Consider the following 25,120-nt stretch of genomic DNA (forward strand, 5'->3'; position numbering starts at 1 on the left):
CGTGTGTCGGACCCGGCCATAGCGATCGATGTATGTCAACGCGATGCTGTCTCGTCAGCAGATGCGACAGCCGCCCCACGACAGACAACAGCCTCCACCGCAACCACCGCAGCCACCGCAGCGGCAGGCACGGCAGCCACCGCAGCGGCAGGCACGGCAGCCACGGCAGCCGCCGCATCCGCGCCACGCCACCTGGACGCCGGCTCCGATGTCTTCCTTGTCGAACAGGTGGAATGTCGCCAGGCTGACGTCGGCGATTTCTTCTTCGCCGAGTGTGATGGCTTGCGTCGGTCCGTACTTCTGAATCTGCGGCACGTCGGCTGCCGGAACGGCGGATGCGGACGCACCCCCCACCAGCGAGAAGGTCAATCCGGCTGCACCCAACGCGGGCACAGCGGCCTTGGTCACACGCTTGGTCTTGGGGGCTTGCTTCACTCGTGGCATGCTCGCATCCTCCATCGTTGACGTGTTGTCGGATTCAATCCTCGCGCGACTGTACAATCCGTCGATGCCCCGCGCAAGACAAGCTGCGTACACACACTTGCGAGGCCTTAACGTGCATCAAGTTTCGTCGTTCATTTTCGTTCCAAGGTTCATCTTGATGAACGCAATATCAGCCGGTGCGTTCGCTCGGCCGCGATCATTAACGACACGACAATCCGTATGCTGCATTGCAATTGTCCCGACACCGTAGCGAGGGATCGGCATGGCCGATAATGCGAACTTCGCCTGGTATGAGCTGCTGACCACCGATGTGGAAGGAGCGAGTGCGTTTTACGGCAATCTGCTCGGCTGGTTGACGAAGGATGCGTCTACACCTGAGCTTTCTTACAGATTGTTCATGTCTGGTGAGCTTGCCCGAAGCGGCCTGATGGAGCTGCCGGAGGAGGGCCGACGCCAAGGCGCGACCCCGCGGTGGATTGGTTATGTCGGGGTCGACGACCTGGATCTCGCCGTCCGCCGAATGCAGGAACGTGGCGGCGCCGTCTACGTGCCGCCGACCAGCACCAATATCGGCCGAATCTCGATCGTCGCCGATCCCCAGCGGGCGACGTTCGGATTGCTCAGCGGATCAAGGATCGCTCTGCCGGCGGTTGAAGGCCTCGATGCGGTTGGGCGCGTCGGCTGGCATGAACTGCTGGCTGCCGACTGGCGCAAGGCCTTTGGTTTCTACAGCGAGGTTTTCGGCTGGCGGCAGGCCGACGGCGGCAACGCGCCCGCCGAGACCTATCAGTTGTTTTCGGCCGGCGGGCAGACCGCCGGCGGAATCTTCAACAAGCGTCCGCTCGAACCGATCGCGTTCTGGCTTTACTATTTCAACGTCGACGACGTCGACGCCGCCATCATGCGGGTCAAGGCCGGTGGCGGACGCGTCTATGAAGGGCCGCTGGAGCTGCCGAACGGCAGTTGGATCGTTCGCTGCCTTGACCCGCAGGGCGCCACGTTTGCCCTGGAGGGAGCGCGCAGCCCCGATGGCATCGCGAAGGCGCAGGCGGCCGAGTATCGCTGGACCACCACTTGGGAGGGGTTCAGCTCAAAGGGCAGGTGGCGCAGTGGCCAGCCGGGCGGCAAGAGGCGTCCGGCCAGCAAATGACGTCAATTCGTTAGCCCGTCTTGGCGACCGGTGCCGCGGGCTTCGGCGCCGGCGGCTTGATCGGCTTGTCCTGTCGCTTGGACCACGAGATGTAATAGGCCACGATCGTCATGATCGCGATGCCGGAGATGCTGACGAAGATCTGCGCGAACAGCGAGCCCGAGCTCATCGAGAGCTCGAAATGTCCGACAAAGGACAGGAACACGCCGACGCAGAACACCGCGAGCGACTGCTGGCCGCAGACGATCAGGGGATCGAACACCTTCCACTCCAGCGCCGACCAGTCCTTCGGGACGAAGCGGATCACCAGCACCGTGATCACCACGAAGTGCAGGAAGCGATAGGGCGCGAGGTTGGTCTTGTCGTTCGGGTTGAAGGCCGAATACAGCCAGTCCGGGAACATCGCGCCGAAGTCCGGGAAGCGGCCGGCCATCGTCATGATCAGGGCGAAGATCATATAGGCGATGCAGAACCACAGCGTGTAGCGCGAATTGATGATGTGCATGTTCGCGCGCGCGCCGCCCATCGCGCACCACGAGCCGAACACGAACAGCACCTGCCAGGCGAACGGATTGAAGTACCAGGTCCCGGCCGGGTAGGCGGGCAGGTTCCAGCCCATGTGCCGCGACACCAGCCACAGCGCGAGCGAGGCCAACATGGTCCAGTTCGGCTTCCGGAGCATGAACCACAGCACCGGCGGGAACAGGCCCATCAGCACGATGTAGAGCGGCAGCACGTCGAGATTGACCGGCTTGAACTTCAGGAACAGGCCCTGGCGCAGCGTCTCGGTGGCGTTGTCGACGAGGCCCGCGACATTGAACTCGTTGATGATTTCGGAATCGCCGAAGCGCAGCGCCAGATAGCTGATCGAGGCGATGTAGATCACGAACAGGATGATGTGGGCGACATAGAGCTGCCAGACCCGCTTGGTCAGCCTCGTGGCGCCGACGATGAAGCCGCGCTCCAGCATCATGCGGGCATAGACGAAGGATGCAGTGTAGCCGGAGATGAAGACGAACAGGTCTGCGGCATCGCTGAAGCCGTAATTCCGGGTCGTGATCCAGTTCACGATATTGTCGGGGATGTGATCGAGATAGATCGCCCAGTTCGCGATCCCGCGGAACAGGTCGAGCCGGAGGTCACGTCCTTTGTCGGGCAGATGAGCGTGGATTTCCATGGGGCGCCGCTTCCTCGAGATGATGCTGTCGAGAAGGCCGCGCCGCGGGCCCAAGGGGCTCCAATCGGAAGCCTCCCGGGCCAGATTGTCACAGCGCGGTAGAATGACTATACCGGTCCGGCGAAGGCTCCCTCCGAGATCGAGGAATCACCGATCAGTTCGTTGAACGGTGTCTCTATACTATCCCGGCGGTTTCCTTCAAATCGCTTCCATATTGCACATCCCACGGGGCCGACCATCCATGACCGCACGCATTTTTAAGCCCGCCAAAAACGCGATGCAATCGGGACGTGCCAAGACCAAAGAGTGGCAGCTGGATTACGAACCGGAGCAGCCGCGCACCGTCGAGCCCTTGATGGGCTGGACCTCGTCCACCGACATGAAGCAGCAGCTCACGCTGCAGTTCGAGACCAAGGAGGAGGCGGTCGCCTATTGCGAGCGCAAGGGCATCGCCTACCAGGTGATCGAGCCGAAGGATTCGGCGCACCGCCAGATCGCCTATGCCGACAATTTCGCATTCCGCCGCTGGGAGCCGTGGACGCATTAGGCCATACCGCTTCAGACGAGTTCAATTCCGTCATGGCCGGGCTTGTCCCGGCCATAAACGTCTTTGCTACCTGAATGAAGAAACGATGTGGATGCCTGGCACGAGGCGGGGCATGACGAGTCTGGCGGAAGGGGCTCCGGGTCAGCCCGCGGGGCTTGGCGCGGCGAGGGCGCCCGGGATCGGCAGCGGCGCATCCTTGGAGACGCCGAGCACCGGAAAGCTTCGAATTTTACGCACGTTGGGCAGGCCGGCGAACTGCAGCAGCTGCTGACGCATGTCGTCGACGCTGGGCGCGACGCATCTCAGCATGAAATCCGCATCGCCCGAGATCCGCCAGCATTGCAGGAATCGCGGCACGGCGGCGACCGCGGCCTCGAACGCCTCGATCGCAACCAGGTTCTGGCTGTCGAGCTGGATCAGGACGAAGGTCGTCACCTCATAGCCCAATAGCCGCTCGTCCAGCGTGGCGCGGATCGCCTGCACCACACCGCGTCCGCGCAAGGCGCGGACCCGGCGCAGGCAGGGCGGGGCGGTGATGCCGACGCGTTCGGCGAGCTCGTTGATCCTGATCCGGCCGTCCCGCTGCAATTCGGACAGGATCCGCAGATCGATGTCATCGAGCTGTGGGCGCTCTGTCACAGTCACGAGCCCGCTACCGCAGTCCGCGGGCTCTTGCTGCCGCTGCCGACCCGACCGGGAGCGGCCTGCGGTGCGACGCCCGACAGCACCAGCTTCTCATGCGCCGCGATGATGGCGTCGCGGGTCAGCCGGCCGCCGGGGCGGTACCAGGTGCAAAGACCCGTCAGCAGCGCGATGATGGCGAAGGTCGCGACCTGGATATCGCCAACTTCGAACACGCCGTCCGAGACCCCCTCGGTGAGAATCTGCGCCAGCCGCTGCTCATAGGCACCGCGCAACGCCACCACGGCGTCGTAGTTCTTGGCATCGAGGCTGCGCAGTTCGGAATTGGCGATGAAGACCTCGCGCTTGCGGGTCATGTGATAGCTGACGTGGAAGGAGACGAAGGCGCGCAGCTTCTCGACCGGATCGGCCTTGCCCTCCAGCGCGAGATCGAGCTCGCGCAGCAAATCGTTGATATGCTCCTGCACCAGATCGAACAGCAGGTCCTGCTTGGTTGAGATATGGTTGTAGAGTGAGCCCGCCTGGATGCCGACCTCGGCGGCGAGCTGGCGCAAGCTCATCGCCTCGTAGCCGCGCTCGAAGATCAGGCGCACGCCGGCCTTGCGGATCGCCTCCAGCGTCGTGGGGCCATGTGAGCCGATCGTACGTGCCATCGGGGCCTCGGAGGGATATCGGCTTGTCAGGAAGTGCCAGAAACAAGCAAACGACCGTATGTTTATCGCATGAAATCCCAGTAAATTCAACGAACTGCGGATTCCACTGCAAACCATAGCACAGTCGCTTGCGAAGCCAAGAAAAAAACGTATGATCGTTTAATTGCAGGATGAATCTCATGGGAGGGATCATGGCCTCGAACCGGGCGGCAATCTTCAATTTCGACCTTGGCGAGACCGCGGATGCGATCCGCGAGACGGTGCATGATTTCTCGACCAACGAGATCGCGCCGCGCGCCGCCGAGATCGATCGCTCCAACACCTTTCCGCGCGACCTCTGGCCTAAGATCGGCGCGCTCGGCCTGCACGGCATCACCGTTGAGGAGGAGTACGGCGGGTCGGGCCTCGGCTATCTCGAGCATTGCATCGCGGTCGAGGAGATCTCGCGCGCTTCGGCCTCGGTCGGGCTGGCCTACGGCGCGCATTCCAACCTCTGCGTCAACCAGATCCGCCGCAACGGCAACGAGGCGCAGAAGCGCAAATATCTGCCCAAGCTGATCTCCGGCGAGCATGTCGGATCGCTGGCGATGTCGGAGCCCTCCGCCGGTTCCGACGTGGTCTCGATGAAGACCCGCGCCGAGAAGAAGGGCGACCGCTTCGTGCTCAACGGCAACAAGATGTGGATCACCAACGGTCCCCACGCGGAGACGCTGGTGGTCTATGCCAGGACCGATGCCGATGCCGGTCCGCGCGGCATCACCGCCTTCATCATCGAAAAGGGCATGAAGGGCTTTTCCACTGCGCAGAAGCTCGACAAGCTCGGCATGCGCGGCTCCGACACCTGCGAGCTGGTGTTCGAGGATTGCGAGGTGCCGGAGGAGAACGTGCTCTCCGAGGTCGGCCGCGGCGTCAACGTCTTGATGTCCGGTCTCGACTATGAGCGCGCGGTGCTGGCGGCGGGACCGATCGGCATCATGCAGGCCTGCATGGACGTTGTGCTGCCCTACGTCCACGAGCGCAAGCAGTTCGGCGAGCCGATCGGCTCGTTCCAGCTGGTGCAGGGCAAGATCGCCGACATGTACACTACGATGAACGCCTCGCGCGCCTATGTTTACGCGGTGGCGAAGGCCTGCGACCGCGGCGAGACCACGCGCGAGGACGCCGCCGGCGCCATCCTCTATGCCGCCGAGAAGGCCACCCAATGCGCGCTGGACGCGATCCAGCTCTTGGGCGGCAACGGCTACATCAACGACTATCCGACCGGCCGTCTGCTGCGCGATGCCAAGCTCTACGAGATCGGCGCCGGCACCAGCGAGATCCGCCGCATGCTGATCGGCCGCGAGCTGTTTGCGAAGACGGCCTGAGCTGCGCACCGGCCGTCGCGCCTCCGGCGCGGCGGCTCGCTTTCCAAAAAATCCTGTCGGCCACTCCAACGAAACGTGCAACAGCGATGCCGCTTCATTCGACGATCGATCCCACATCCTCTGAATTCGCCCGCAACGCCGATGTGATGCGCAGCCTGGTCGCGGAGCTACGCGACAAGCTCAAGCAGGTTGCCGGCGGCGGCGGCGAGACCTCGCGCAAGCGGCACACCTCGCGCGGCAAGATGCTGGCGCGCGATCGCGTCGATCTGCTGGTCGATCCCGGCACCGCGTTCCTCGAACTGTCGCCGCTTGCCGCCAACGGGCTCTACGGCGGCGACGTCCATTCGGCCAGCGTCATCACCGGCGTCGGACGCATCTCCGGGCGCGAATGCATCATCGTCGCCAATGATGCCACCATCAAGGGCGGCACCTACTACCCGCTGACGGTGAAGAAGCATCTGCGCGCCCAGGACATCGCACGGCAGAACAATCTGCCCTGCGTCTACATGGTGGATTCCGGCGGCGCCTTCCTGCCGCTGCAGGACGAGATCTTTCCCGACGAGCGGCATTTCGGCCGCATCTTCTACAATCAGGCGCAGATGTCGTCGCAGGGCATCCCCCAGATCGCCATCGTGATGGGCTCCTGCACCGCGGGCGGCGCCTATGTGCCGGCGATGTCGGACGAGAGCATCATCGTGCGCAATCAAGGCACGATCTTCCTCGGCGGCCCGCCGCTGGTGAAGGCTGCAACCGGCGAGGTTGTCACTGCCGAAGAGCTCGGCGGTGCCGACGTCCACTCCCGGCAGTCGGGTGTGACCGATCATTACGCGCAGAACGACGCCCATGCGATCGGGATCGCGCGGCGCATCGTCGGCACGCTGAAGCAGCCGGCAAGGGCGCCGCTCAACATGAAAGCGCCGCAGGAGCCGCTGTTTCCCGCCGAGGAGATCTACGGCGTGGTCTCCGCCGACGGCCGCAAGCCGTTCGACGTCCACGACATCATCGCGCGGATCGTCGATGGCTCCGAATTCGACGAGTTCAAGAAGCTCTACGGCACCACGCTGATCTGCGGCTTCGCCCATATCTGGGGCTATCCGGTCGGCATCATCGCCAACAACGGCATCCTGTTCAGCGAGAGCTCGCTGAAGGGCGCGCATTTCATCGAGCTGTGCTGCCAGCGCGGCATTCCCCTGGTGTTCCTGCAGAACATCACCGGCTTCATGGTCGGCAAGAAGTACGAGGCGGGCGGCATCGCGCGCGACGGCGCCAAGCTGGTGACGGCGGTAGCAACCGCCGGCGTGCCGAAATTCACCGTCGTGATCGGCGGCTCCTACGGCGCCGGCAATTACGGCATGTGCGGCCGCGCCTACAGCCCGCGCTTCCTCTGGCTGTGGCCGAACGCCCGCATCTCGGTGATGGGCGGCGAGCAGGCCTCGATGGTGCTGAGCCAGGTGCGCCGCGACGGCATCGAGGCCAAGGGCGAGAGCTGGTCGGCGGAAGAGGAAGACAAATTCCGCGAGCCGATCCGTGCGCAATACGAGAAGCAGGGCAATCCCTATTACGCGACCGCGCGGCTCTGGGACGACGGCGTGATCGATCCCGCCGACACCCGCCTGGTGCTCGGGCTCGGCCTGTCGGCCGCCGCCAACGCGCCGATCGAGCCGACGAAATTCGGCCTGTTCAGGATGTGACCCAGGATCTGACCATGGACCGTTCAAAACTCTACCGGCGTTTCCGCACGCTTCTGATCGCCAACCGCGGCGAGATCGCCTGCCGCGTCATTCGCTCGGCGCGCGCCATGGGGCTGCGCACGGTCGCGGTCTATTCCGAGGCCGACCGCGACGCGATGCATGTCGCGCTCGCCGACGAGGCCGTGCTGCTCGGGCCCGCCCGGGCGCGCGACAGCTATCTCAACATCGAGCGCGTGATCGCGGCTGCAAAAGAGACCGGCGCCGAGGCGGTGCATCCCGGCTACGGCTTCCTGTCCGAAAATGCCGAGTTCGCGCAGGCCTGTCTCGATGCTGGTCTGGTGTTCGTCGGCCCGACCGCCGCGATGATGACCGCGATGGGCTCGAAATCCGGCTCGAAGGCGCTGATGGAGAAGGCCGGCGTGCCGCTCGTGCCCGGCTATCACGGCGAGGCGCAGGACGAGGCGATCCTGGCGGAGGCCGCCAACCGGATCGGCTTCCCGGTGCTGGTGAAAGCGTCGGCCGGCGGCGGCGGCCGCGGCATGCGCGTGGTCAATTCTGCGGGCGAGCTGTCGGCCGCGATCACCAGCGCCAAGCGCGAGGCCAAGGCGGCGTTCGGCGACGACCGAATGCTGATCGAGAAGTACGTGCAGAACCCGCGCCATATCGAGGTGCAGATCATCGGCGACAGCCACGGCAATCTGCTCTCGCTGTGGGAGCGCGAATGCACGCTGCAACGCCGGCACCAGAAGGTGATCGAGGAGGCGCCGTCGCCGACGCTCAACGGCGCGCAGCGCGAGACGGTCTGCGAGGCCGCCCGCAAGGCGGCCGGCGTGGTCAATTATGTCGGCGCCGGCACGATCGAGTTCGTCTCCGACGGCAAGGATGTGTTCTTCATCGAGATGAACACCCGTTTGCAGGTCGAGCATCCCGTCACCGAGCTGATCACCGGCGTCGATCTCGTCGAGTGGCAGCTGCGCGTCGCGTTCGGCGAGGCGCTGCCGCTGAAGCAGGACGAGATCAGGCTGAACGGACACGCGATCGAGGCGCGCGTCTACGCGGAAAACCCGCAGAGGAACTTCATGCCCTCCGTCGGCCGCATCAAGACCTGGCGGACGCCGCCGGAAGGCGACGGCCTGCGCATCGATGCCGGCTATCGCAGCGGCGACAACGTCTCGCCGTACTACGACGCGATGCTCGCGAAGGTGATCGCCTGGGCGCCGACGCGCGAGGGCGCGATCGAGAAGCTCAATCGCGGGCTGCGAGAGACCGACGTCCGCGGCATTGTCACCAACATCCCGTTCCTGTCGGCGCTGGTGACGCATCCGGAGACGCGCGCCAACGCGATCGATACCGGCTTCATCGAGCGCGAGCTGAAGAACCTGACATCAGGCACAGGCGCCGCCGGTGAGTTCGAGCTCTGCGCGGCGGTGGCCGCGATCGTCAACGACGAACAGAAGGCGGCGCGCCGCGAGGCCAACTCGCCCTGGCAGGCGTTCGGCTGGATGCCGGTCGGCCGCCGCCAGCGGGTGTTCTCGTTCCGCCAGGGCCATGAGCCCGCCCACACCATCACGCTGCACTATGGTAATGGACCGTCGACGCTCTCGATCGGCGGGCGCGAGCTGGCGTTTGCCATCTCGTCTGCCGGCGAAGATGGCTTCGACCTGACGCTCGACGGCCTCAAGTCGCGCATCGCTTCGGTCATCGAGGGCCACGAGCTGTACTTGCGCACCCGCAACGGCCGTTTCGACCTGCACTGGGTCGATCCGTTCGGCGGCGAGAACGAGGAGCTGGTCGGCGAAGACAAGATCGTGGCGCCCTTGCCGGGCACCGTGGTCGCGCTGCTGGCCGAGGAGGGCGCGACGCTGGAGAAGGGCGCGCCGATCCTCACCCTGGAAGTGATGAAGATGGAGCAGACCTTGCGTGCGCCCTATGCCGGGGTGCTGAAGAAGCTCAAATGCAAGGTCGGCGACATCGTCGGCGAGGGCGTCGAGCTTGCCGAGGTCGAGCCTGCGGCCGCGTCATGAGCGATCAGATCCACATCGTCGAGATGGGGCCGCGCGACGGCCTTCAGAACGAGAAGACGCCGGTCAGCGTCGAAGCGCGCATCGCCTTTGTCGAGGCGTTGGTGGCGGCGGGGCTTAACACCGTCGAGGTCGGCGCCTTCGTGTCGCCGAAGGCGATCCCGCAGATGGCGAGCTCCGACCAGGTGCTGCGCGGCGTCAGCCAGATCAAGGACAAGGTCAAGGACGCCGAATTCCACGTGCTGGTGCCGAACGAGAAGGGCTATGATGCCGCGCGCGCGGCCGGCGCCCAGGTGGTCTCGGTGTTCGCAGCCGCCTCGGAAGGCTTTTCGCGCGCCAACATCAATTGTTCGATCGTGGAGTCGATCGAGCGCTTCAAGCCGGTACTGGCGCGCGCCAAGGCCGACGGCGTCAAGGTGCGCGGCTATATCTCCTGCGTGCTCGGCTGCCCGTTCGATGGCGAGATCAAGCCGAAGGCGGTTGCCGACCTCGCGGTGACCCTGTGGGATCTCGGCTGCTACGAAATCTCGCTTGGCGACACCATCGGCGTCGGGACGCCGCTCAAGGCCAAGGAGATGCTGCGCGCGGTTGGCGCCGAGCTTCCGGTCGGCAACCTCGCGATGCACTTCCACGACACCTATGGCCAGGCGCTCGCCAATCTCTATGCCGGCATGGAGGAGGGCGTGCGCGTGATCGATGCCGCCGCCGGCGGCCTCGGCGGCTGCCCTTACGCGCCCGGCGCCACCGGCAACGTCGCGACCGAGGATGTCGTCTACATGCTCGAGGGCATGGGCGTGAAAACCGGTGTCGACATGGAGAAGCTGCTGTCTGCGACGAACGAGGTCGCCGGTTTGCTCGGCCGTCCGCCGGTCAGCCGCGTCGCCTCCGCGCTGAACGCGAAACGGAAGCGGCAGAGCGGATCGTAGTCCTCCACCGCACGGGTTCCACGAGCGCAAGCTGGAACCCGTTTTGCAGCGCACACAGCCTTCGTTCTCTGCTCTGGGTCAAAACCCCTCGAAAGCGTTCATGGCTTGGTGACTCAAACATGCTGAGGTGAGGGGGCTCGCAATTGCTCCAGGTGCGTCTCGCCATGTCCGGACAGGTGTCAGCTTCCCGCGGCCGAACGTTTTTGGCCGGAAAGATCGTCTTCAATTTCGGTCGGTCGGCCTTCGATTGCACGGTCCGGCAGCTCACCGATACGGGGGCGACCGTGGAACTCGAAAGCGTCGTCGGCATTCCGGACCAGGTACAGCTGTTGATTGTCGGCACCAATCAGGTGAGGCCATGCAAACGGTTGTGGCAATCGGACCGCCAGCTCGGCCTGGTGTTCGAGGCGCAGCAGGCGAACGCTGCGGCTCCCGCGCCTGCCGCTGCCGTGCCTGCCGCTCCTGCGCCATCAGCCATTCCGGAGCGGCGCAGCGGCGATATTCTGCGCGGGCACATGCTGGCGCTGCGCGCGGCGCTCGATCAGATCCCGGTCGGCATCCTGCTCTTGGACGCTGAGCTGAAAGCCCTGTTCATCAACCGCGCGTTCCGGAACATGTGGCAGCTTCCGGACGCGGTGGCCGACCGCAATCCTGGCTTCATCGATCTGATGCATCACGGCTGCAAGACCATGGCCTATGAGCTGCCGGCCGAGCAGCTTCAAGCCTATGTTGCCGAAAGGGTCCGCCTCGTGAGCGTCGGCGACGCAAATCCGATCGATCTCAGGCGAAGCAATGGTGATGTGGTTCGGTGCCAGTGCACGCCGCTGCCCGACGGCGGCCGGATGGTGAGCTACACGCCCGTGACCGACATCGTGCGCGCATCGGACAAGTTGAAGGTGCTGACCGGCGCGCTCGAGAACGTGGAGGACGGCGTCGTCCTGCTTGATCGCGATCTCAATGTGATTTTCCTCAACCGGAGAATGCGAGAATTCTGGGAGGTGAGCGAGGAGGAGGTTGCGCGGCATCCGGCGTACGTCACGCTTCTCACGCGCAGCCGGCGGGCAGTCCCGTCGGGCTCGACCCCGGAGCAAATCAGAGCCTTTCCGGCGAAGCGGATCGCGGAGATCAAGGCGGGCGATCACAAGCGCGACGTCCAGACGCCTGGTGGCCGCAATATCAGGATACACTGCTCGACGATGGCGAACGGCGGCCGGATGCTGACCTTTGTCGACGTGACCGATCTTGTCGGTAACGCGCGACAGCTCGAGGTGCTCGCGACCACCGATCCGCTCACCGGACTATTCAACCGCAGGCACTTCCTGACAACGCTGGACGCGGAGTGGAGCCGGTTCCAGCGCTACTATCGCTCCGTCTCCGTCCTGATGGTCGATATCGACTACTTCAAGAGCATCAATGACCGGCTCGGTCATGCGGCCGGCGACGAGGCCATCAAGGCCGTCGCCGAGATTTGCATTCACGGCAAACGCAAGTCCGACGTTGTTGGCCGTGTCGGAGGCGAGGAGTTCGCGGTTCTGCTGCCGGAAACGACGTTGTCGCGCGCCCGGACCGTCGCCGAGCGCATTCGCAAGAGGGCGGAAGGATTGAAGTTGGGGCCGGATGATCGTCCGGTTTCACTGACGGTGAGCATCGGCGTTGCCGAGGCTCTCACCAGCATGCCCGGAATAGACGCGCTGATGAAGGCCGCCGATGCGGCGCTCTACCGGGCCAAGGAGCGTGGCCGGAATCGTGTCGAGTGCTGGGCGCCTCCGGCGCCGCCGAAGCTGGCGGCTGAGTAGACTGTCGGATGGGTGGAGCGACTTGTCCGCCGTAGCTCGAACAGGCAGAAGCGATAGCCATCCTGTCGGCGGCGGTTTTGATGGGTATTGCTGCGCTCCACCGATCCTATGACGCGCTATTCCGGGTGGCCACGTCCGTACTCCCCATCACAGTGAATCGCTGACCTTCTCGAAGCATGAATTCAGGCCCATGCAGGCCTGCATGGCCTTCTTGAGTTCTTCCGAGGGCTGACCGTCCAGAGCGACGTCGGGGAAACCGTTCTGGCGAAGAAACACCTGCGCCTTCAGCAGCGTGCGGCGGCCGCCCGCATTCAATGCCTCGACAGCTTCCGCCGCTGCATCCCCGAAGCGCTTCAATCGAACCGCGACGAGAGCCCGCTGCATGCGGTAGCGGGCGAGTTCGTTGCCGCCAATGGCATAATTAGGCCGGCTTCCGATCGGGCCAAGGATCGTGTTGTAGTCCTCCAGCGCCGCAGCGTCGTCGCCCAGAATTTCGTTGGCTATGGCGCGCGTGACGACCAGATCGAGGCGCGGCTCCTCCTTCATGGCTTCGGTCAGGTCGGCCACCGCCTGCTGCGGATGCCCGGCAGCGACGTTGGCCTTCCCACGGAGCGCCAGCAGGTTGGTATTTCGCTGACCGCCGTTAACGAGGAAATCCAGGTCAGCCACAGCCTCCTTGGGCAGTCCGAGTGCCAAGCGAAGCCTCGCGCGTGCTTCCCGGGAGAAGCGATGGTCGGGATGGGCCGACAATATCCTGTCGAACAGGGGCAATGCCTGATCCGGTCGCGTGTCGATCAGGCGCGCAGCATCAGTCGCTTGCAGGTTTGCATCGTCGGGGCGCTGTTGCAAGGCGAGCTTGATCTCGCGTTCGGCGCGAGCGCTATCTCCAGTCGTCAGCGCAAGACGCGCCACGAGGTGACGAATATCTACATCGTTTGGAGTGAGCCTCAGTGCCTCGTCCGCTTCGACGAGCGCATTGGGCAGTTCTCCCGTATCAATGTAGAGCTTCGCTCGATCGATGCGTGCGGCCGCCTGCTGTTTCGAGTCCGTCACGTCGGCGAGTGCCGGCAACGGGCAGGGCTGCTTCTTGTACTTCGCGATCATGCAGGGGGTGGTGGCCACGTCGATGCCACCAGCCGCGGATTGTCCGGTGTCGAATGCGAGCGCCGGCGTGGTTGCCGCGACGACCAGGACGGCCGCGCAATGCACGATGATATTCGGAATTCTTGTCATCGACAGTCCTCGTCAAGCATGCAGGCGTGAACCGCATCGATTACGGCCGGCCGCGGGTCGGTATCGGGCGCGATTGCGGCGAGGTATCCGCGCTTTTGAAGTTCGCCGAGCTCCCACTCCATGAACCCCGGATCCAGTTGGAATGCCGTGATGCCCTCGGAGGCTGCTTCCTCGTTCTTTCCGAGGGCTCGCAGCGTCTTCGCGTAGTACCATCGCATTGTCCCGTTGATCGGATATCCCTTCAGTGCCCGCGCGAATTCGGCTGCTGCCACTTGATATTCGCGGCGGCCGAAGTGGAGCATCGCCTGTTGGTTTAGGCTGAACCAGTAGTCGGGATCGAGGGCCAGCGCCTTGTCGAGATCGTCCTGCGCAGCGCTCAGCGATGGCGGAGGGGCGCCTGGAGCGTATGTGGCCTGTGTAAGGCTGAATTCCGCGCGCCAGGCGTATGTCAGCGGATCCGGATCGATTTCGATCGCATGGTCGTAGGCTTGCTGGGCTTCATTGGTGCGTCCCACGATCCTGAGCAAAAGCGCGCGCTCGATCGCCATTGCGATCCGGTAGGTAGTCTTCCTCACATAGCAGGTGACGGCCGATGGTCGGGTGATAACAGGCGTCGGCAATCGAAGGATCGCCTCGGCTTCCTCAATGGCTTCACTGTTGAAGTTGTTGGTCTTGAGCAGAAGGAACCGATTGTACCGTGCCAGCGGTTCATCCGGTTGCAACCGGATTGCCTCGTCGTATGCCGCTCTTGCCTGCGCGAGTTTCTCCGGTCCACCCAGAGAAAGGGCTGCGCCAATCATGCCGTACACTTCACCGTATCCGGGCCTGAGTTCCAGCGCGCGGTGGGCATGCGTGAACAGTGCATCGAAATCCCGCTTGTCAAATGCCATCCAGCCGCGGCGCAAGTGCAATTCCGGATCGTCAGGCGCGATCTTGAGGGCGGCTTCATAATCCCCGATGGCATCGTCCAGATGTTCGGTCCTGTAGAGAGCGCGACCGCGCACTTTCATCGCTTCGGCACGGTCCGCCGGCGCAAGCTGGTCCTGGCTTAGGGTGAAAGTGCAGTTCCTGATGGCTTGATGGGGATCGGTCTCGAGTACGCTCATCGAGCACTGCCCGTCGGCAAGTGATGTTCCAGAATTCGCTACCCAACATAGTAGAATGAATAATGCGATGATGCCGCTACGTTGAAGCACTTGAGCCCGCCCCGTGAATGAACGGAGCAGCATTGCCGCTCCTGGTAGTAAAATCGGGTCAATACGATCTCGCAAATTTTAGCTGGTTCGCATTTTGCAGGAGGTATCATTTTCATGGTAGCGCTGGTCGAATTGCGCGATCACTGAATTGCCGACGGCGCAAGCCCCCTTCGCAAGAATGTTTCGATTTATCCGAAGCGTAACTCAATGTATGGTTTGTCCGTCTCACCCGATCGAGGGGCGCTGCGCATCGTCACGGGTGTTGCTGTGAGATGCGGTGGACGCTGATCGTGCAGACGACGAATGCGCGTGAAGCGGACGGTGAAGTCGTGTGGTCCTGAGGCCCTAGCGGCGGGTGTCTTTTCATAGAACGCTGACGCGTCTTGTGAAGGCGGTGACAAGCAAGCCCAGTCTCGCTGCGGCAATTCAATCCACAACTCGGGCGGATTTCGTCGCGAAATAGCAACTCCACATCAATTTAGTCAGGTGCGCGTCAGGTTCCCATAAGGGTCGATAATACATGGTTGCCCCGGAGCCACGATTGTTGCGCCATCGCAACAGTGAATCGACATTTAACCCTAAACACAGGCGGTCCGTCGTCGCGCCGCTTTTTGGCCACACCCTGACATGAAAGGATATTCACCTAGCTGAATAGCCAGCGCTCGCGACGACGGGACTTTTGATCGGTTCCGGCGTTGTTGGAGGAAACAGCGCCGGGAACAGGGTCGCGATGGACGCCAAGACGAACATCAAGGGCAGGCTGCCGAGCCGTCACGTGACGGAAGGGCCCCAGCGCGCACCGCATCGGTCCTATCTCTATGCGATGGGGCTGACGACAACCCAGATTCATCAACCATTTGTCGGCGTTGCTTCATGTTGGAATGAAGCGGCCCCCTGCAACATCTCGCTGATGCGCCAGGCGCAGGCGGTGAAGAAGGGCGTGGCGTCCGCCGGCGGCACGCCGCGCGAGTTCTGCACCATCACCGTGACCGACGGCATCGCGATGGGCCATGACGGGATGCGCTCGTCGCTGCCGTCGCGGGAATGCATCGCCGATTCGGTCGAGCTGACCGTCCGCGGTCACTCCTATGATGCGCTGGTCGGGCTCGCCGGCTGCGACAAGTCGCTGCCGGGCATGATGATGGCGATGGTCCGGCTCAACGTGCCCTCGATCTTCATCTATGGCGGCTCGATTTTGCCCGGCAACTTCCGCGGGCAGCCGGTGACCGTGCAGGACATGTTCGAGGCGGTCGGCAAGCACTCGGTCGGCGCCATGTCGGACGAGGACCTCGACGAGATCGAGCGGGTGGCCTGCCCGTCGGCCGGCGCCTGCGGCGCCCAGTTCACCGCCAACACAATGGCGACCGTCTCCGAGGCGATCGGCCTGGCGCTCCCGTACTCGGCCGGGGCCCCGGCGCCCTACGAGATCCGCGACGCCTTCTGCTCCGCCGCCGGCGAGAAGGTGATGGAGCTGATCGAGAAAAACATCCGGCCCCGCGACATCGTCACCCGGGAAGCCCTTGAAAATGCTGCGGCCGTGGTTGCAGCCTCAGGTGGTTCGACCAATGCTGCGCTGCACCTGCCGGCGATTGCCCATGAGTGCGGCATTAAATTCAATTTGTTCGACGTTGCCGAAATCTTCAAAAAGACTCCTTACGTCGCGGATTTGAAGCCGGGCGGCCGTTATGTTGCCAAAGACATGTTCGAGGTTGGCGGCATTCCGCTGCTGATGAAAACGCTGCTCGACAATGGCCACTTGCACGGGAATTGCCTGACCGTCACTGGCCGAACGATCGCCGAAAACCTCAAAAGCGTGAAATGGAATCCGCACCAGGACGTGGTGCGGCCCGCCGACAATCCGATCACCGTGACAGGTGGCGTTGTCGGGCTGAAGGGTAATCTCGCTCCGGAGGGTGCGATCGTGAAGGTCGCGGGAATGTCCAACCTGAAGTTTACCGGTCCGGCCCGGTGCTTCGACCGCGAGGAAGACGCCTTCGAGGCGGTGCAGAAGCGCACCTACAAGGAAGGCGAAGTGATTGTGATCCGCTACGAGGGACCGAAGGGCGGTCCCGGGATGCGGGAGATGCTGGCTACCACGGCGGCGCTGACCGGGCAGGGGATGGGCGGCAAGATTGCCCTGATCACCGATGGCCGGTTCTCCGGCGCCACCCGTGGCTTCTGCATCGGACATATTGGACCTGAAGCGGCCGTCGGCGGGCCGATCGGGTTGTTGCAAGACGGCGACATCATCGAGATCGATGCGGTCGCCGGCACCCTTAACGTAAATTTGAGCGACGCCGAACTCGCAAATCGTAAGACCAAATGGGCCCCTCGCGCGACGAACCATACATCTGGTGCGCTGTGGAAGTACGCCGAGCAAGTGGGGCCGGCGGTGGATGGCGCAGTCACCCATCCGGGTGGCGCGTACGAGAAACAGTGTTATGCGGACGTTTAGGCGTGCGATATTTGCGTTTGCGCTAGGGGCCATTCCGGTGGCGGGCCCCGGATTCGGATTCGACGGCGCCCCGGTCAGCCCCCAGGATACCGTTCTTCCGGTGGTCGCTCCGCAACCCGGCTCAGCCGCTGCGCTGAAGCGAGCCGCCACGCCGGTTGCCCCTGCGGCGACCTCGCCGACCTCCTCCTTCAGCACGCTGCAGTACCAGGCCGAGGGCGGTCACCCCGTGGCGCAGTGGAAGCTCGGCAAGATGTACGCCGAGGGTGACGGCGTCATCCAGGACGACATGCGCGCGTTCGAGTATTTCAGCCGGATCGCCAATGCGCATGCCGAGGACTCGCCGTCGGCGCCGCAGGCCTCGATCGTGGCCAACGCCTTCGTGGCGCTCGGCCGCTATTATCTGAGCGGCATTCCCAATTCCAAGGTCAAGGCGGACACCGAACGGGCGCGGGAGATGTTCTCCTATGCCGCGTCCTATTTCGGCAATGCCGACGCCCAGTACGACCTTGCCCGGCTGTATTTGAAGACGCCGGACGCCTCGCGGGACGATTTCCGCTATGGCGCACGCTGGCTCGGGCTTGCCGCCCAGAAGGGCCAGCACCAGGCGCAGGCGCTGCTCGGCCAGATGCTGTTCAACGGCGACCGGCTGCCGCCGCAGCGGGCCCGTGGCCTAATGTGGCTGACCCTGGCGCGCGACAGCGCGACGCCGGAAGAGGCCTGGATCAAGGAAAGTTACAACCGGGCGATCGCCAAGGCGTCCGAAGACGACCGTGCGATGGCGCTGCAGATGCTCGAGCATTGGGTGCAGGGTCGTCGCGATTAGAGGCCGCCGGGATTGATATCCCCCGCGGCCGGCGGGCTCAGGCGGTCTCGAAATCGAGATCGGCCCAGACCGGGACATGGTCGGATGGCTTCTCCCAGGCGCGGACATAGCTATCGATCCCGACGTCGATCAGCCGGTCGCTGGCCTGCGGTGACATCAGGAGATGGTCGATGCGCAGGCCCCAGTTCTTCTGCCAGGCGCCGGCCTGGTAGTCCCAGAAGGTGTACTGGCCGGGCTCGTCATTGACCGCGCGCAGCGCATCGGTGAGGCCGAGGCCGAGCAGCGACTGGAAGGCCTCGCGGGTCGCCGGGCGGAACAGGGCATCGTCGGTCCAGGCGGCCGGATTGTAGACGTCGCGGGCCGCCGGAATGACGTTGAAGTCGCCGGCCAGGATCAGCGGCTCTTCGGCCTTAAGCCGTTCCCGCGTGTACTCAAGAAGCCGCGACATCCATTTGAGCTTGTACGGATATTTGTCGGTGTTAGCGGGGTTGCCGTTGGGCAGGTAGAGACACGCGACCCGCACCACGCCCTGCTTCAGCGTGACGACGCCTTCGAGGAAGCGGGCGTGCGCGTCCTCGTCGTCGCCGGCGAGGCCCGACTTGGTCTCGTCGAACGGCAGCTTGGAGAGCAGCGCCACGCCGTTGAAGGTCTTCTGGCCGTGGGTGACGACATTATACCCGAGCGCCTCGACCTCGAGCCGCGGAAACGCGTCGTCGACGCATTTGATCTCCTGCAGGCAGACGATGTCGGGGGAACACTCCTTCAGCCAGGCGACCAGAAGTTCGATCCGTTGCCGGACCGAGTTGACGTTCCACGTAGCGATGCGCATGCAAATGACCGGGATTGTAGCCGCAGGATTTTACTTAGGTGGCATACCATGGGCGATCCGCCTGTGCTAACCCTCTCCAGAAACAAGGCGTAACAATTGCCGATGGGGGAGTTGCGAAGCGTCCCGGCCCTAAGGGAAGTGGGCGGCGCACGTGCAAGACCTATGAAAAAACGCAATTTGGTTCTGACTGTCGCTGTTCTCGGCATTGCGGCCGGGGCTTACATGACCCGAGCTTCATGGATGGGGGGCGGTGCTGCCACCGCGCAGGGGACGGCGCGGCCGCGGGTGGTCTCGGTGGACCTCGCCAAGGCGGAACGCAGATCGGTGCCGGTCGATGTCGACGCGATCGGACAGGTCACGCCGATCTCCAGCGTGGCGCTGAAGTCGCGGCTGGAGACCACCATCGTCTCGGTGCATTTCGAGGACGGCGCGAAGGTCAATGAGGGCGACCTGCTGTTCATGCTCGACGCGCGGCAGATCGACGCCCAGATCGAGCAGGCCGAGGGCGTCCTGGCCCGCGACCAGGCCCAGCTCGAGGGCGCGCAGCGCGACCTGCGCCGCTACACCGAGCTGGTCGGCAAGGGCGCGACCACGCAGGTCAACCTCGACAACGCCAAGACCCAGTCCGACGTCCTGATCGGCACGATCAAGGCCGACCAGTTCGCGCTGGAAAACCTCCGGGTCCAGAAGAGCTACACCGTCATACGCGCACCGTTCGCGGGCCGGATCAGCGCAGCCAACGTCAAGGTCGGGAACTTCGTCCGCCCCGCCGATACCCAGCCACTGGCCGTCATCAACCAGATGGCGCCGGTCTACGTCACCTTCGCGATTCCGCAGCGTGCGCTGGTCGATCTGCGCGACGCCATGGGGAAGGGCGACTCCAAGGTGATCGCGACCATTCCCGGCCACCAGCGCTCCGAAAGCGGCAAGGTCGCCATGGTCGAGAACGCTGTCGACGCGACCACCGGAATGGTGACCGTGCGCGGCATCATGAACAATGCGAGCGAGACGCTGTGGCCCGGCACCATCGTGCAGACCAAGCTGATCATCCGCAGCGAAGATGCGGTCGTGGTACCCACGGTCGCGGTCCAGCGCAGCCAGAACGGCAATTTCGTTTTCGTCGTCCAGGACGGCGTCGCCAAGGTCCGGCCGGTCAAGGTCGATCGCACCTTTCAGGGCTCATCGGTGATCTCCGACGGACTGGCGGGCGATGAAAGCATCGTCGTCGATGGCCAGCTGCTGCTGTCGGAGGGATCGCGGGTCGAGCTGCGGGCACGCAAGGCCGGAGCCTGACCGATGACGCTGTCCGAGCTCTGCATCCGCCGCCCGGTCCTGACGACGCTGATCACGGCGTCGATCATCGCATTCGGCGTCTTCGGCTTCCGCCTGCTGCCGGTCTCGGCGCTGCCCAAGGTGGACTTCCCGACCATCGCGGTCACCGCCACGCTGCCGGGCGCCAGCGCCGACACCATGGCTGCTTCCGTCGCCGGCATCATCGAACGCCAGCTCTCGACCATTGCCGGCATCTCCTCGATGTCCTCGAACTCCTCGCAGGGCACGAGCGTCATCACCATCCAGTTCGACCTCAACCGCAACATCGATGCCGCCGCGCTCGACGTGCAAACGGCGTTGACGATCGCGCAGCGCCGGCTGCCGATCGAGATGACGATTCCGCCGAGCTTCCGGAAGGTGAACCCGGCCGATTTCCCGGTGCTGTTCGTCTCGCTGGGATCGGCGACGCTGCCACTGTCGGCGGTCAACGAATATGGCGACATCACGATCGGGCAGGCGCTGTCGCAGCTGCCCGGCGTCGCCCAGGTATTGATCTACGGCGCGCAGAAGTTTGCGATCCGTGTTCAGGCCGATCCGGAGGCCGCCGCCGCCCGCGGCGTCTCGATGGAGGATATCCGCGCCGCGGTGTCGCGCGCCAATTCCTCGACCCCGGTCGGCACGCTGAACGGCCCCAAGCAGGACGTCGCGCTGCAGGCCTCCGGCCAGATGGACAAGGCGGCCGACTACCGCCAGATCTACGTCGCCTGGCGCAACGGCTCGCCGGTCCGGCTCGACGAGATCGCCAAGGTCTATGACAGCGTCGAGAACGACAAGATCGCGACCTGGATGAACGACGAGCGGGCAATCGTGCTCGCGATCCAGAAGCAGCCCGACGCCAACACCGTGGCCGTCGTCGATGCAGTGCTGGCCAGGCTGCCCTCGCTGCGCGCGGCGATCCCGCCCTCGGTGACCATGCAGGTCATGATGGACCGCTCGGTCTCGATCCGGCAGGCGGTCAGCGATGTCGAGGAGACCCTGCTGATCGCGATCGCGCTCGTGATCGTCGTGATCTTTCTGTTCCTTCGCTCGGCGTCGGCGACCTTCATTCCGGCGCTGGCGGTCCCGATCTCGCTGTTCGGCACTTGCGCTGCGATGTACGCGCTGGATTACTCGATCAACAACATGACGCTGCTGGCGCTGACGCTCTCGGTCGGCTTCGTGGTCGACGATGCCATCGTCATGCTGGAGAACATCGTCCGCCATATCGAGCACGGCATGAAGCCGTTCGAGGCGGCGCTGAAGGGTGCCCGCGAGATCGGCTTTACCATCATCTCGATCACCTTCTCGCTGATCGCCGTGTTCATCCCGGTGCTGCTGATGGGCGGCATCGTCGGCCGCGTGTTCCGCGAATTCGCCGTCACGATCTCGGTCGCGATCATCGTCTCCGGCTTCGTGTCGCTGACCCTGACGCCGATGCTGTGCGCCCGCGTGCTGCGCGCGCATGACGCGACCAGGCGGCCGAACATCGTGCTGCGGGCATTCGAGGCGATGTTCGAGGCCTGGCTGCGCGCCTATGAATGGGCGCTGGACTGGGTGCTGGCGAAGAAGGCGCTGATGCTGGTGGTGACGCTCGCGACGCTCGGCGGCACCATCTACCTCTATATGATCGTGCCGAAGGGCTTCTTCCCGCAGGAGGACACCGGCTTCCTGATCGGCGTGACGGAGGCTGCGACCGATACCTCGTTCGAGGCGATGAAGGTGCGCCAGCAGGCGCTGGTCGAGGTGATGCGGACCGATCCGGCGATCGATTACATCAATTCCACGGTCGGCTCAGGCGGTCCCAATCCGACCACCAATTACGGCCGCCTGTTCATCGCGCTGAAGCCGCAGAAGACCCGCGACAATGCCACCGTGGTGATCGGCCGCCTCAGGCAGAAGGCGCGCGAGATCCCTGGCATGCAGGCGTTCTTCCAGAGCGTCCAGAACCTCAACATCGGCGGCCGCATCTCCAAGAGCCAGTATCAGTATGTGATGCAGAGCGGCGATACCGAGTCGCTGTACCGGCTGGCGCCCGAGATACGCGACAAGATCGAGAAGATCCCGGGCCTGCTCGACGTCACCACCGACCTCTACATCAAGAACCCGCAGATGACGGTCGACATCGACCGCGAGAAGGCGGCGGTCTACGGCGTCACTGTCGATCAGGTCCGCAACCAGCTCTACAACGCCTACGGTTCACGGCAGGTCGGCACCATCTACATGCCGTCGAACGACTACCAGATCATCCTGGAGGTGCAGCCGCAGTTTCGCGTCGATCCGTCCGATCTCTCGAAACTCTACATGAAGACCGCGAACGGCCAGACCATTCCGCTGGATGCGGTGGCGCGGCTGGTGCCGACGGTCGGGCCGCTGCAGATCAACCACCAGGGCCAGCAGCCGGCGGTGACGATCTCGTTCAATCTCGCACCCGGCAATTCGCTCGGCTATGCGGTCGACAAGATCACCGAGATCGAGCAGACCGCGAATTTGCCGCCGACGATTGCAACCGGATTCTCCGGCACGGCGCAGGTGTTCCAGGATTCGCTGCGCGGGCAGGGTGTGCTGATCCTCGCCGCCGTGTTCGCGGCCTTCGTGATCCTCGGCATTCTCTACGAGAGCTTCATCCATCCGATCACGATCATCTCCGGCCTTCCGTCGGCCGGCATCGGCGCGATCCTGACGCTGATGCTGTTCGGGATGGAGCTGTCGGTGATCGCGATGATCGGCATCGTGATGCTGGTCGGCATCGTCAAGAAGAATGCGATCATGATGGTCGATTTCGCGCTGGAGCGCCGCCGCGTCGGCCTCAGCGCCGAGCACGCGATCCGCGAGGCGGCGCTGCTTCGCTTCCGCCCGATCATGATGACGACGTTTGCGGCGATCTTCGGCACGCTGCCGATCGCGCTTGGCGCCGGCGCCGGCGCCGAGTTGCGCCAGCCGCTCGGCGTCGCGGTGGTCGGCGGCCTCTGCGTGTCACAGTTGCTGACGCTGTTCATCACGCCTGTGATCTACATCTATCTCGACCGCATCGACCGCAGGCTGCGCCGCAAGCTCGATCCGCAGGCAGAGGCGGGCGGCGACGTCGAGCGCCCGCAGGTGGTCGCGGCGGAGTAGCGTGCCATCTCTGGCGAACCGGTCACCGGTGCGCCTCGGGAAACCGCGTCAGGCCAGGAAGCGTTAAATCGAGAAGCTGGTGCCGCAGCCGCAGGATGCGGTCGCGTTTGGATTGACGACGCGGAACGAGGCGCCGATCAGGTCGTCGACGAAGTCGACCTCCGAGCCCGCAAGGAACGGGACCGAGGCGGGGTCGATCAGCACCACCGCGCTGTCGCGCTCGATCACGAGGTCGTCATCGGCCTGGGTGCGCTCGACGTCGAATTTGTACTGGAAACCGGAGCAGCCGCCGCCTTCGACCGAAATGCGCAGCTTGGCGCCGTCGCCTTCCTTGCTGAGGATCTGCCCGATCCGGCGGGCGGCCCGTTCGCTGACGGTGATGGCAGCAGTCATATCGGTCTCCGAAACCCTATTTGAGCATGGTTTGATCGGATCATGCTCGGCGTCATGCCCAATTCATTTGGTCAGCCGCGTCAGTCATAGTTAAGTGCGTCGGACCATGGAATCAAATGGATAAGGACTAAAATACCGTGTCGGTCGGAATGGCTGCCCCCCGCGCGCCTTATGCCTGCGACCCCGACCGCAGCCGCGGCCGGCTTGTCGTGGAGCCGCCGAGCCGGACCCGCAGCCCGTTCCGGCGCGACTGCGACCGGGTGATCCATTCCACCGCGTTCCGCCGCCTCAAGCACAAGACCCAGGTCTTCGTCTTTCACGAGGGCGATCATTACCGCACCCGGCTGACCCATTCGCTGGAGGTCGCGCAGATCGCCCGCGCGCTGGCGCGCCAGCTCGGGGTCGACGAGGATCTGACCGAGACGCTGGCGCTGGCGCACGACCTCGGCCATCCGCCGTTCGGGCATGCTGGGGAGCGGGCGCTCGACGAATGCCTCAAGGATGACGGCGGCTTCGACCACAATGCGCAGGCGCTGCGGGTCGTCACCTCGCTGGAGCATCGCTACCCCGAATTCGGCGGGCTGAACCTGACCTGGGAATCGCTCGAGGGTATAGTCAAGCACAACGGCCCGCTGACCGAACGCAACGGCGCGCCCACCGGCCGCTACCTCGACAGCGGCCTTCCGATCGGGATCGCCGATTACACCAAGACCTACGATCTCGAGCTCTGGAGCTATGCCTCGCTCGAGGCGCAGATCGCGGCCTTCGCCGACGACATCGCCTATGACGCGCACGATATCGACGACGGCCTGCGCGCCGGCCTGTTCGCGGTCGACGACCTCAAGGAGATGCCGCTGACATCAGAGATTATCGCCGAGATCGACCGCCATTATCCCGGGCTCGACGAGGTCCGGCGCGGTGCCGAACTGGTGCGTGAGCTGATCTCACATTTCATCAACGCGGTGTTCAACGAGGCGACCCGGCGCCTCGCCGTTGCGCAGCCGCAATCGGCCCAGGACGTGCGCCACCACAATGCGCCGCTGATCGCGTTTCCGCCTGAGGTGGCCGAGCAGGAGGCGGCGATCAAGGCGTTCCTGTTCCGGCGGATGTACCGCCACCGGCGGGTGATGCTTGTCATGCGGGAGGCGGAGCAGGTGGTCCGTAATCTGTTTGAGCGCTACCGGCAATCGCCGGGCGACCTGCCGGCGGAATGGATCGAGGGGAGCGTGCAGGAGACCGGCAGCGCGCGGAACAGGCGGATCGGCAATTTCATCGCCGGGATGACCGACCGTTTCGCCCTGATCGAGCACCAAAGGCTTTTTGACTCGACCCCGGATTTGCGTTAGCGCCCTGCC

The 25,120-nt window shown here is 64.1% G+C and carries 20 protein-coding genes; 12 read left to right on the plus strand and 8 right to left on the minus strand.

The features are described 5' to 3' along the window. Positions 1-54 precede the first annotated feature (54 nt). Positions 55-444, minus strand: coding sequence for a hypothetical protein (locus HAP47_RS19545; protein ID WP_173643180.1), 390 nt, complete (start codon positions 442-444; stop codon positions 55-57). A 262-nt stretch (positions 445-706) separates the two neighbouring features. Here HAP47_RS19545 and HAP47_RS19550 point away from each other — a divergent pair, with 262 nt between their 5' ends. Beyond that, the gene (locus HAP47_RS19550) at positions 707-1,594 is read left to right on the plus strand and encodes a VOC family protein (protein ID WP_173643427.1); all 888 of its coding nucleotides are present in this window, start codon (positions 707-709) and stop codon (positions 1,592-1,594) included. A 10-nt stretch (positions 1,595-1,604) separates the two neighbouring features. On the opposite strand, the gene HAP47_RS19555 is transcribed toward HAP47_RS19550, so the two are convergent. Continuing rightward, positions 1,605-2,771, minus strand: a complete 1,167-nt coding sequence (locus tag HAP47_RS19555; protein ID WP_173643428.1) for an OpgC domain-containing protein — start codon at positions 2,769-2,771, stop codon at positions 1,605-1,607. A gap of 241 nt (positions 2,772-3,012) precedes the next feature. Between HAP47_RS19555 and HAP47_RS19560 the strand changes: the two genes are divergently transcribed. Then, positions 3,013-3,318 carry an ETC complex I subunit gene (locus HAP47_RS19560; protein ID WP_092113947.1) on the plus strand — a complete coding sequence of 102 codons (306 nt, stop codon included), beginning with the start codon at positions 3,013-3,015 and terminating at the stop codon, positions 3,316-3,318. Between the two features lie 141 nt (positions 3,319-3,459). Here HAP47_RS19560 and HAP47_RS19565 read toward each other — a convergent pair whose 3' ends face one another. Then, positions 3,460-3,957, minus strand: a complete 498-nt coding sequence (locus tag HAP47_RS19565) for an Lrp/AsnC family transcriptional regulator (protein WP_173643657.1) — start codon at positions 3,955-3,957, stop codon at positions 3,460-3,462. Between the two features lie 2 nt (positions 3,958-3,959). After that, entirely contained in the window at positions 3,960-4,613 is a 654-nt protein-coding gene (locus HAP47_RS19570) for a TetR/AcrR family transcriptional regulator (RefSeq protein WP_173643429.1), read from the minus strand. Positions 4,614-4,804: 191 nt separating this feature from the next. On the opposite strand from HAP47_RS19570, the gene HAP47_RS19575 reads away from it, so the two are divergent. The 5 genes from HAP47_RS19575 to HAP47_RS19595 all read left to right on the plus strand — a co-directional run bounded on the left by HAP47_RS19575 (position 4,805) and on the right by HAP47_RS19595 (position 12,411). Beyond that, positions 4,805-5,977, plus strand: a complete 1,173-nt coding sequence (locus tag HAP47_RS19575; protein ID WP_173643430.1) for an isovaleryl-CoA dehydrogenase — start codon at positions 4,805-4,807, stop codon at positions 5,975-5,977. Between the two features lie 86 nt (positions 5,978-6,063). Continuing rightward, positions 6,064-7,668: a carboxyl transferase domain-containing protein gene (locus tag HAP47_RS19580; protein ID WP_173643431.1), complete on the plus strand. Its 1,605-nt coding sequence runs from the start codon at positions 6,064-6,066 to the stop codon at positions 7,666-7,668. Positions 7,669-7,682: 14 nt separating this feature from the next. Continuing rightward, positions 7,683-9,692 carry an acetyl/propionyl/methylcrotonyl-CoA carboxylase subunit alpha gene (locus tag HAP47_RS19585; protein ID WP_173643432.1) on the plus strand — a complete coding sequence of 670 codons (2,010 nt, stop codon included), beginning with the start codon at positions 7,683-7,685 and terminating at the stop codon, positions 9,690-9,692. Further along, complete coding sequence (locus HAP47_RS19590; RefSeq protein WP_173643433.1) at positions 9,689-10,615, plus strand: hydroxymethylglutaryl-CoA lyase; 927 nt, start codon at positions 9,689-9,691, stop codon at positions 10,613-10,615. Before HAP47_RS19585 ends, HAP47_RS19590 begins: the two co-directional genes overlap by 4 nt. A gap of 284 nt (positions 10,616-10,899) precedes the next feature. Beyond that, positions 10,900-12,411 carry a sensor domain-containing diguanylate cyclase gene (locus HAP47_RS19595; RefSeq protein ID WP_231168935.1) on the plus strand — a complete coding sequence of 504 codons (1,512 nt, stop codon included), beginning with the start codon at positions 10,900-10,902 and terminating at the stop codon, positions 12,409-12,411. Positions 12,412-12,558: 147 nt separating this feature from the next. Here HAP47_RS19595 and HAP47_RS19600 read toward each other — a convergent pair whose 3' ends face one another. Beyond that, entirely contained in the window at positions 12,559-13,644 is a 1,086-nt protein-coding gene (locus tag HAP47_RS19600; protein WP_173643435.1) for a tetratricopeptide repeat protein, read from the minus strand. After that, positions 13,641-14,750: a tetratricopeptide repeat protein gene (locus HAP47_RS19605; RefSeq protein WP_173643436.1), complete on the minus strand. Its 1,110-nt coding sequence runs from the start codon at positions 14,748-14,750 to the stop codon at positions 13,641-13,643. Before HAP47_RS19605 ends, HAP47_RS19600 begins: the two co-directional genes overlap by 4 nt. Before the next feature lie 820 nt (positions 14,751-15,570). Between HAP47_RS19605 and ilvD the strand changes: the two genes are divergently transcribed. Both ilvD and HAP47_RS19615 read left to right on the plus strand, forming a co-directional pair. Then, positions 15,571-17,295 carry a dihydroxy-acid dehydratase gene (ilvD, locus tag HAP47_RS19610; RefSeq protein WP_173643437.1) on the plus strand — a complete coding sequence of 575 codons (1,725 nt, stop codon included), beginning with the start codon at positions 15,571-15,573 and terminating at the stop codon, positions 17,293-17,295. Beyond that, the gene (locus tag HAP47_RS19615) at positions 17,282-18,118 is read left to right on the plus strand and encodes a tetratricopeptide repeat protein (protein WP_173643438.1); all 837 of its coding nucleotides are present in this window, start codon (positions 17,282-17,284) and stop codon (positions 18,116-18,118) included. Before ilvD ends, HAP47_RS19615 begins: the two co-directional genes overlap by 14 nt. A gap of 37 nt (positions 18,119-18,155) precedes the next feature. Here the strand turns inward: HAP47_RS19615 and xth are convergent, their stop codons facing one another. Then, a complete protein-coding gene (gene xth, locus HAP47_RS19620; protein WP_173643439.1) occupies positions 18,156-18,947 on the minus strand; it encodes an exodeoxyribonuclease III in 792 nt (263 codons plus the stop codon). A 222-nt stretch (positions 18,948-19,169) separates the two neighbouring features. Here xth and HAP47_RS19625 point away from each other — a divergent pair, with 222 nt between their 5' ends. Continuing rightward, a complete protein-coding gene (locus HAP47_RS19625) occupies positions 19,170-20,240 on the plus strand; it encodes an efflux RND transporter periplasmic adaptor subunit (protein WP_231168936.1) in 1,071 nt (356 codons plus the stop codon). Between the two features lie 3 nt (positions 20,241-20,243). Next, positions 20,244-23,372: an efflux RND transporter permease subunit gene (locus HAP47_RS19630; protein ID WP_173643441.1), complete on the plus strand. Its 3,129-nt coding sequence runs from the start codon at positions 20,244-20,246 to the stop codon at positions 23,370-23,372. A 63-nt stretch (positions 23,373-23,435) separates the two neighbouring features. On the opposite strand, the gene erpA is transcribed toward HAP47_RS19630, so the two are convergent. Further along, positions 23,436-23,765 carry an iron-sulfur cluster insertion protein ErpA gene (erpA, locus tag HAP47_RS19635; protein WP_021081206.1) on the minus strand — a complete coding sequence of 110 codons (330 nt, stop codon included), beginning with the start codon at positions 23,763-23,765 and terminating at the stop codon, positions 23,436-23,438. Between the two features lie 137 nt (positions 23,766-23,902). Between erpA and HAP47_RS19640 the strand changes: the two genes are divergently transcribed. Continuing rightward, positions 23,903-25,111: a deoxyguanosinetriphosphate triphosphohydrolase gene (locus tag HAP47_RS19640; RefSeq protein WP_173643442.1), complete on the plus strand. Its 1,209-nt coding sequence runs from the start codon at positions 23,903-23,905 to the stop codon at positions 25,109-25,111. The last annotated feature ends 9 nt before the right edge of the window (positions 25,112-25,120 follow it).

The sequence above is a fragment of the Bradyrhizobium sp. 41S5 genome (assembly GCF_011516665.3).
Lineage (GTDB): Bacteria > Pseudomonadota > Alphaproteobacteria > Rhizobiales > Xanthobacteraceae > Bradyrhizobium > Bradyrhizobium quebecense.

Coding starts and splice junctions, on each gene's coding strand:
- HAP47_RS19545 (WP_173643180.1), bottom strand. CDS start 444: ATGCCACGAGTGAAGCAAGCCCCCAAGACCAAGCGTGTGACCAAGGCC.
- HAP47_RS19550 (WP_173643427.1), top strand. CDS start 707: ATGGCCGATAATGCGAACTTCGCCTGGTATGAGCTGCTGACCACCGAT.
- HAP47_RS19555 (WP_173643428.1), bottom strand. CDS start 2,771: ATGGAAATCCACGCTCATCTGCCCGACAAAGGACGTGACCTCCGGCTC.
- HAP47_RS19560 (WP_092113947.1), top strand. CDS start 3,013: ATGACCGCACGCATTTTTAAGCCCGCCAAAAACGCGATGCAATCGGGA.
- HAP47_RS19570 (WP_173643429.1), bottom strand. CDS start 4,613: ATGGCACGTACGATCGGCTCACATGGCCCCACGACGCTGGAGGCGATC.
- HAP47_RS19575 (WP_173643430.1), top strand. CDS start 4,805: ATGGCCTCGAACCGGGCGGCAATCTTCAATTTCGACCTTGGCGAGACC.
- HAP47_RS19580 (WP_173643431.1), top strand. CDS start 6,064: ATGCCGCTTCATTCGACGATCGATCCCACATCCTCTGAATTCGCCCGC.
- HAP47_RS19585 (WP_173643432.1), top strand. CDS start 7,683: ATGGACCGTTCAAAACTCTACCGGCGTTTCCGCACGCTTCTGATCGCC.
- HAP47_RS19590 (WP_173643433.1), top strand. CDS start 9,689: ATGAGCGATCAGATCCACATCGTCGAGATGGGGCCGCGCGACGGCCTT.
- HAP47_RS19600 (WP_173643435.1), bottom strand. CDS start 13,644: ATGACAAGAATTCCGAATATCATCGTGCATTGCGCGGCCGTCCTGGTC.
- HAP47_RS19605 (WP_173643436.1), bottom strand. CDS start 14,750: ATGAGCGTACTCGAGACCGATCCCCATCAAGCCATCAGGAACTGCACT.
- ilvD (WP_173643437.1), top strand. CDS start 15,571: ATGGACGCCAAGACGAACATCAAGGGCAGGCTGCCGAGCCGTCACGTG.
- HAP47_RS19615 (WP_173643438.1), top strand. CDS start 17,282: ATGCGGACGTTTAGGCGTGCGATATTTGCGTTTGCGCTAGGGGCCATT.
- xth (WP_173643439.1), bottom strand. CDS start 18,947: ATGCGCATCGCTACGTGGAACGTCAACTCGGTCCGGCAACGGATCGAA.
- HAP47_RS19625 (WP_231168936.1), top strand. CDS start 19,170: ATGACCCGAGCTTCATGGATGGGGGGCGGTGCTGCCACCGCGCAGGGG.
- HAP47_RS19630 (WP_173643441.1), top strand. CDS start 20,244: ATGACGCTGTCCGAGCTCTGCATCCGCCGCCCGGTCCTGACGACGCTG.
- erpA (WP_021081206.1), bottom strand. CDS start 23,765: ATGACTGCTGCCATCACCGTCAGCGAACGGGCCGCCCGCCGGATCGGG.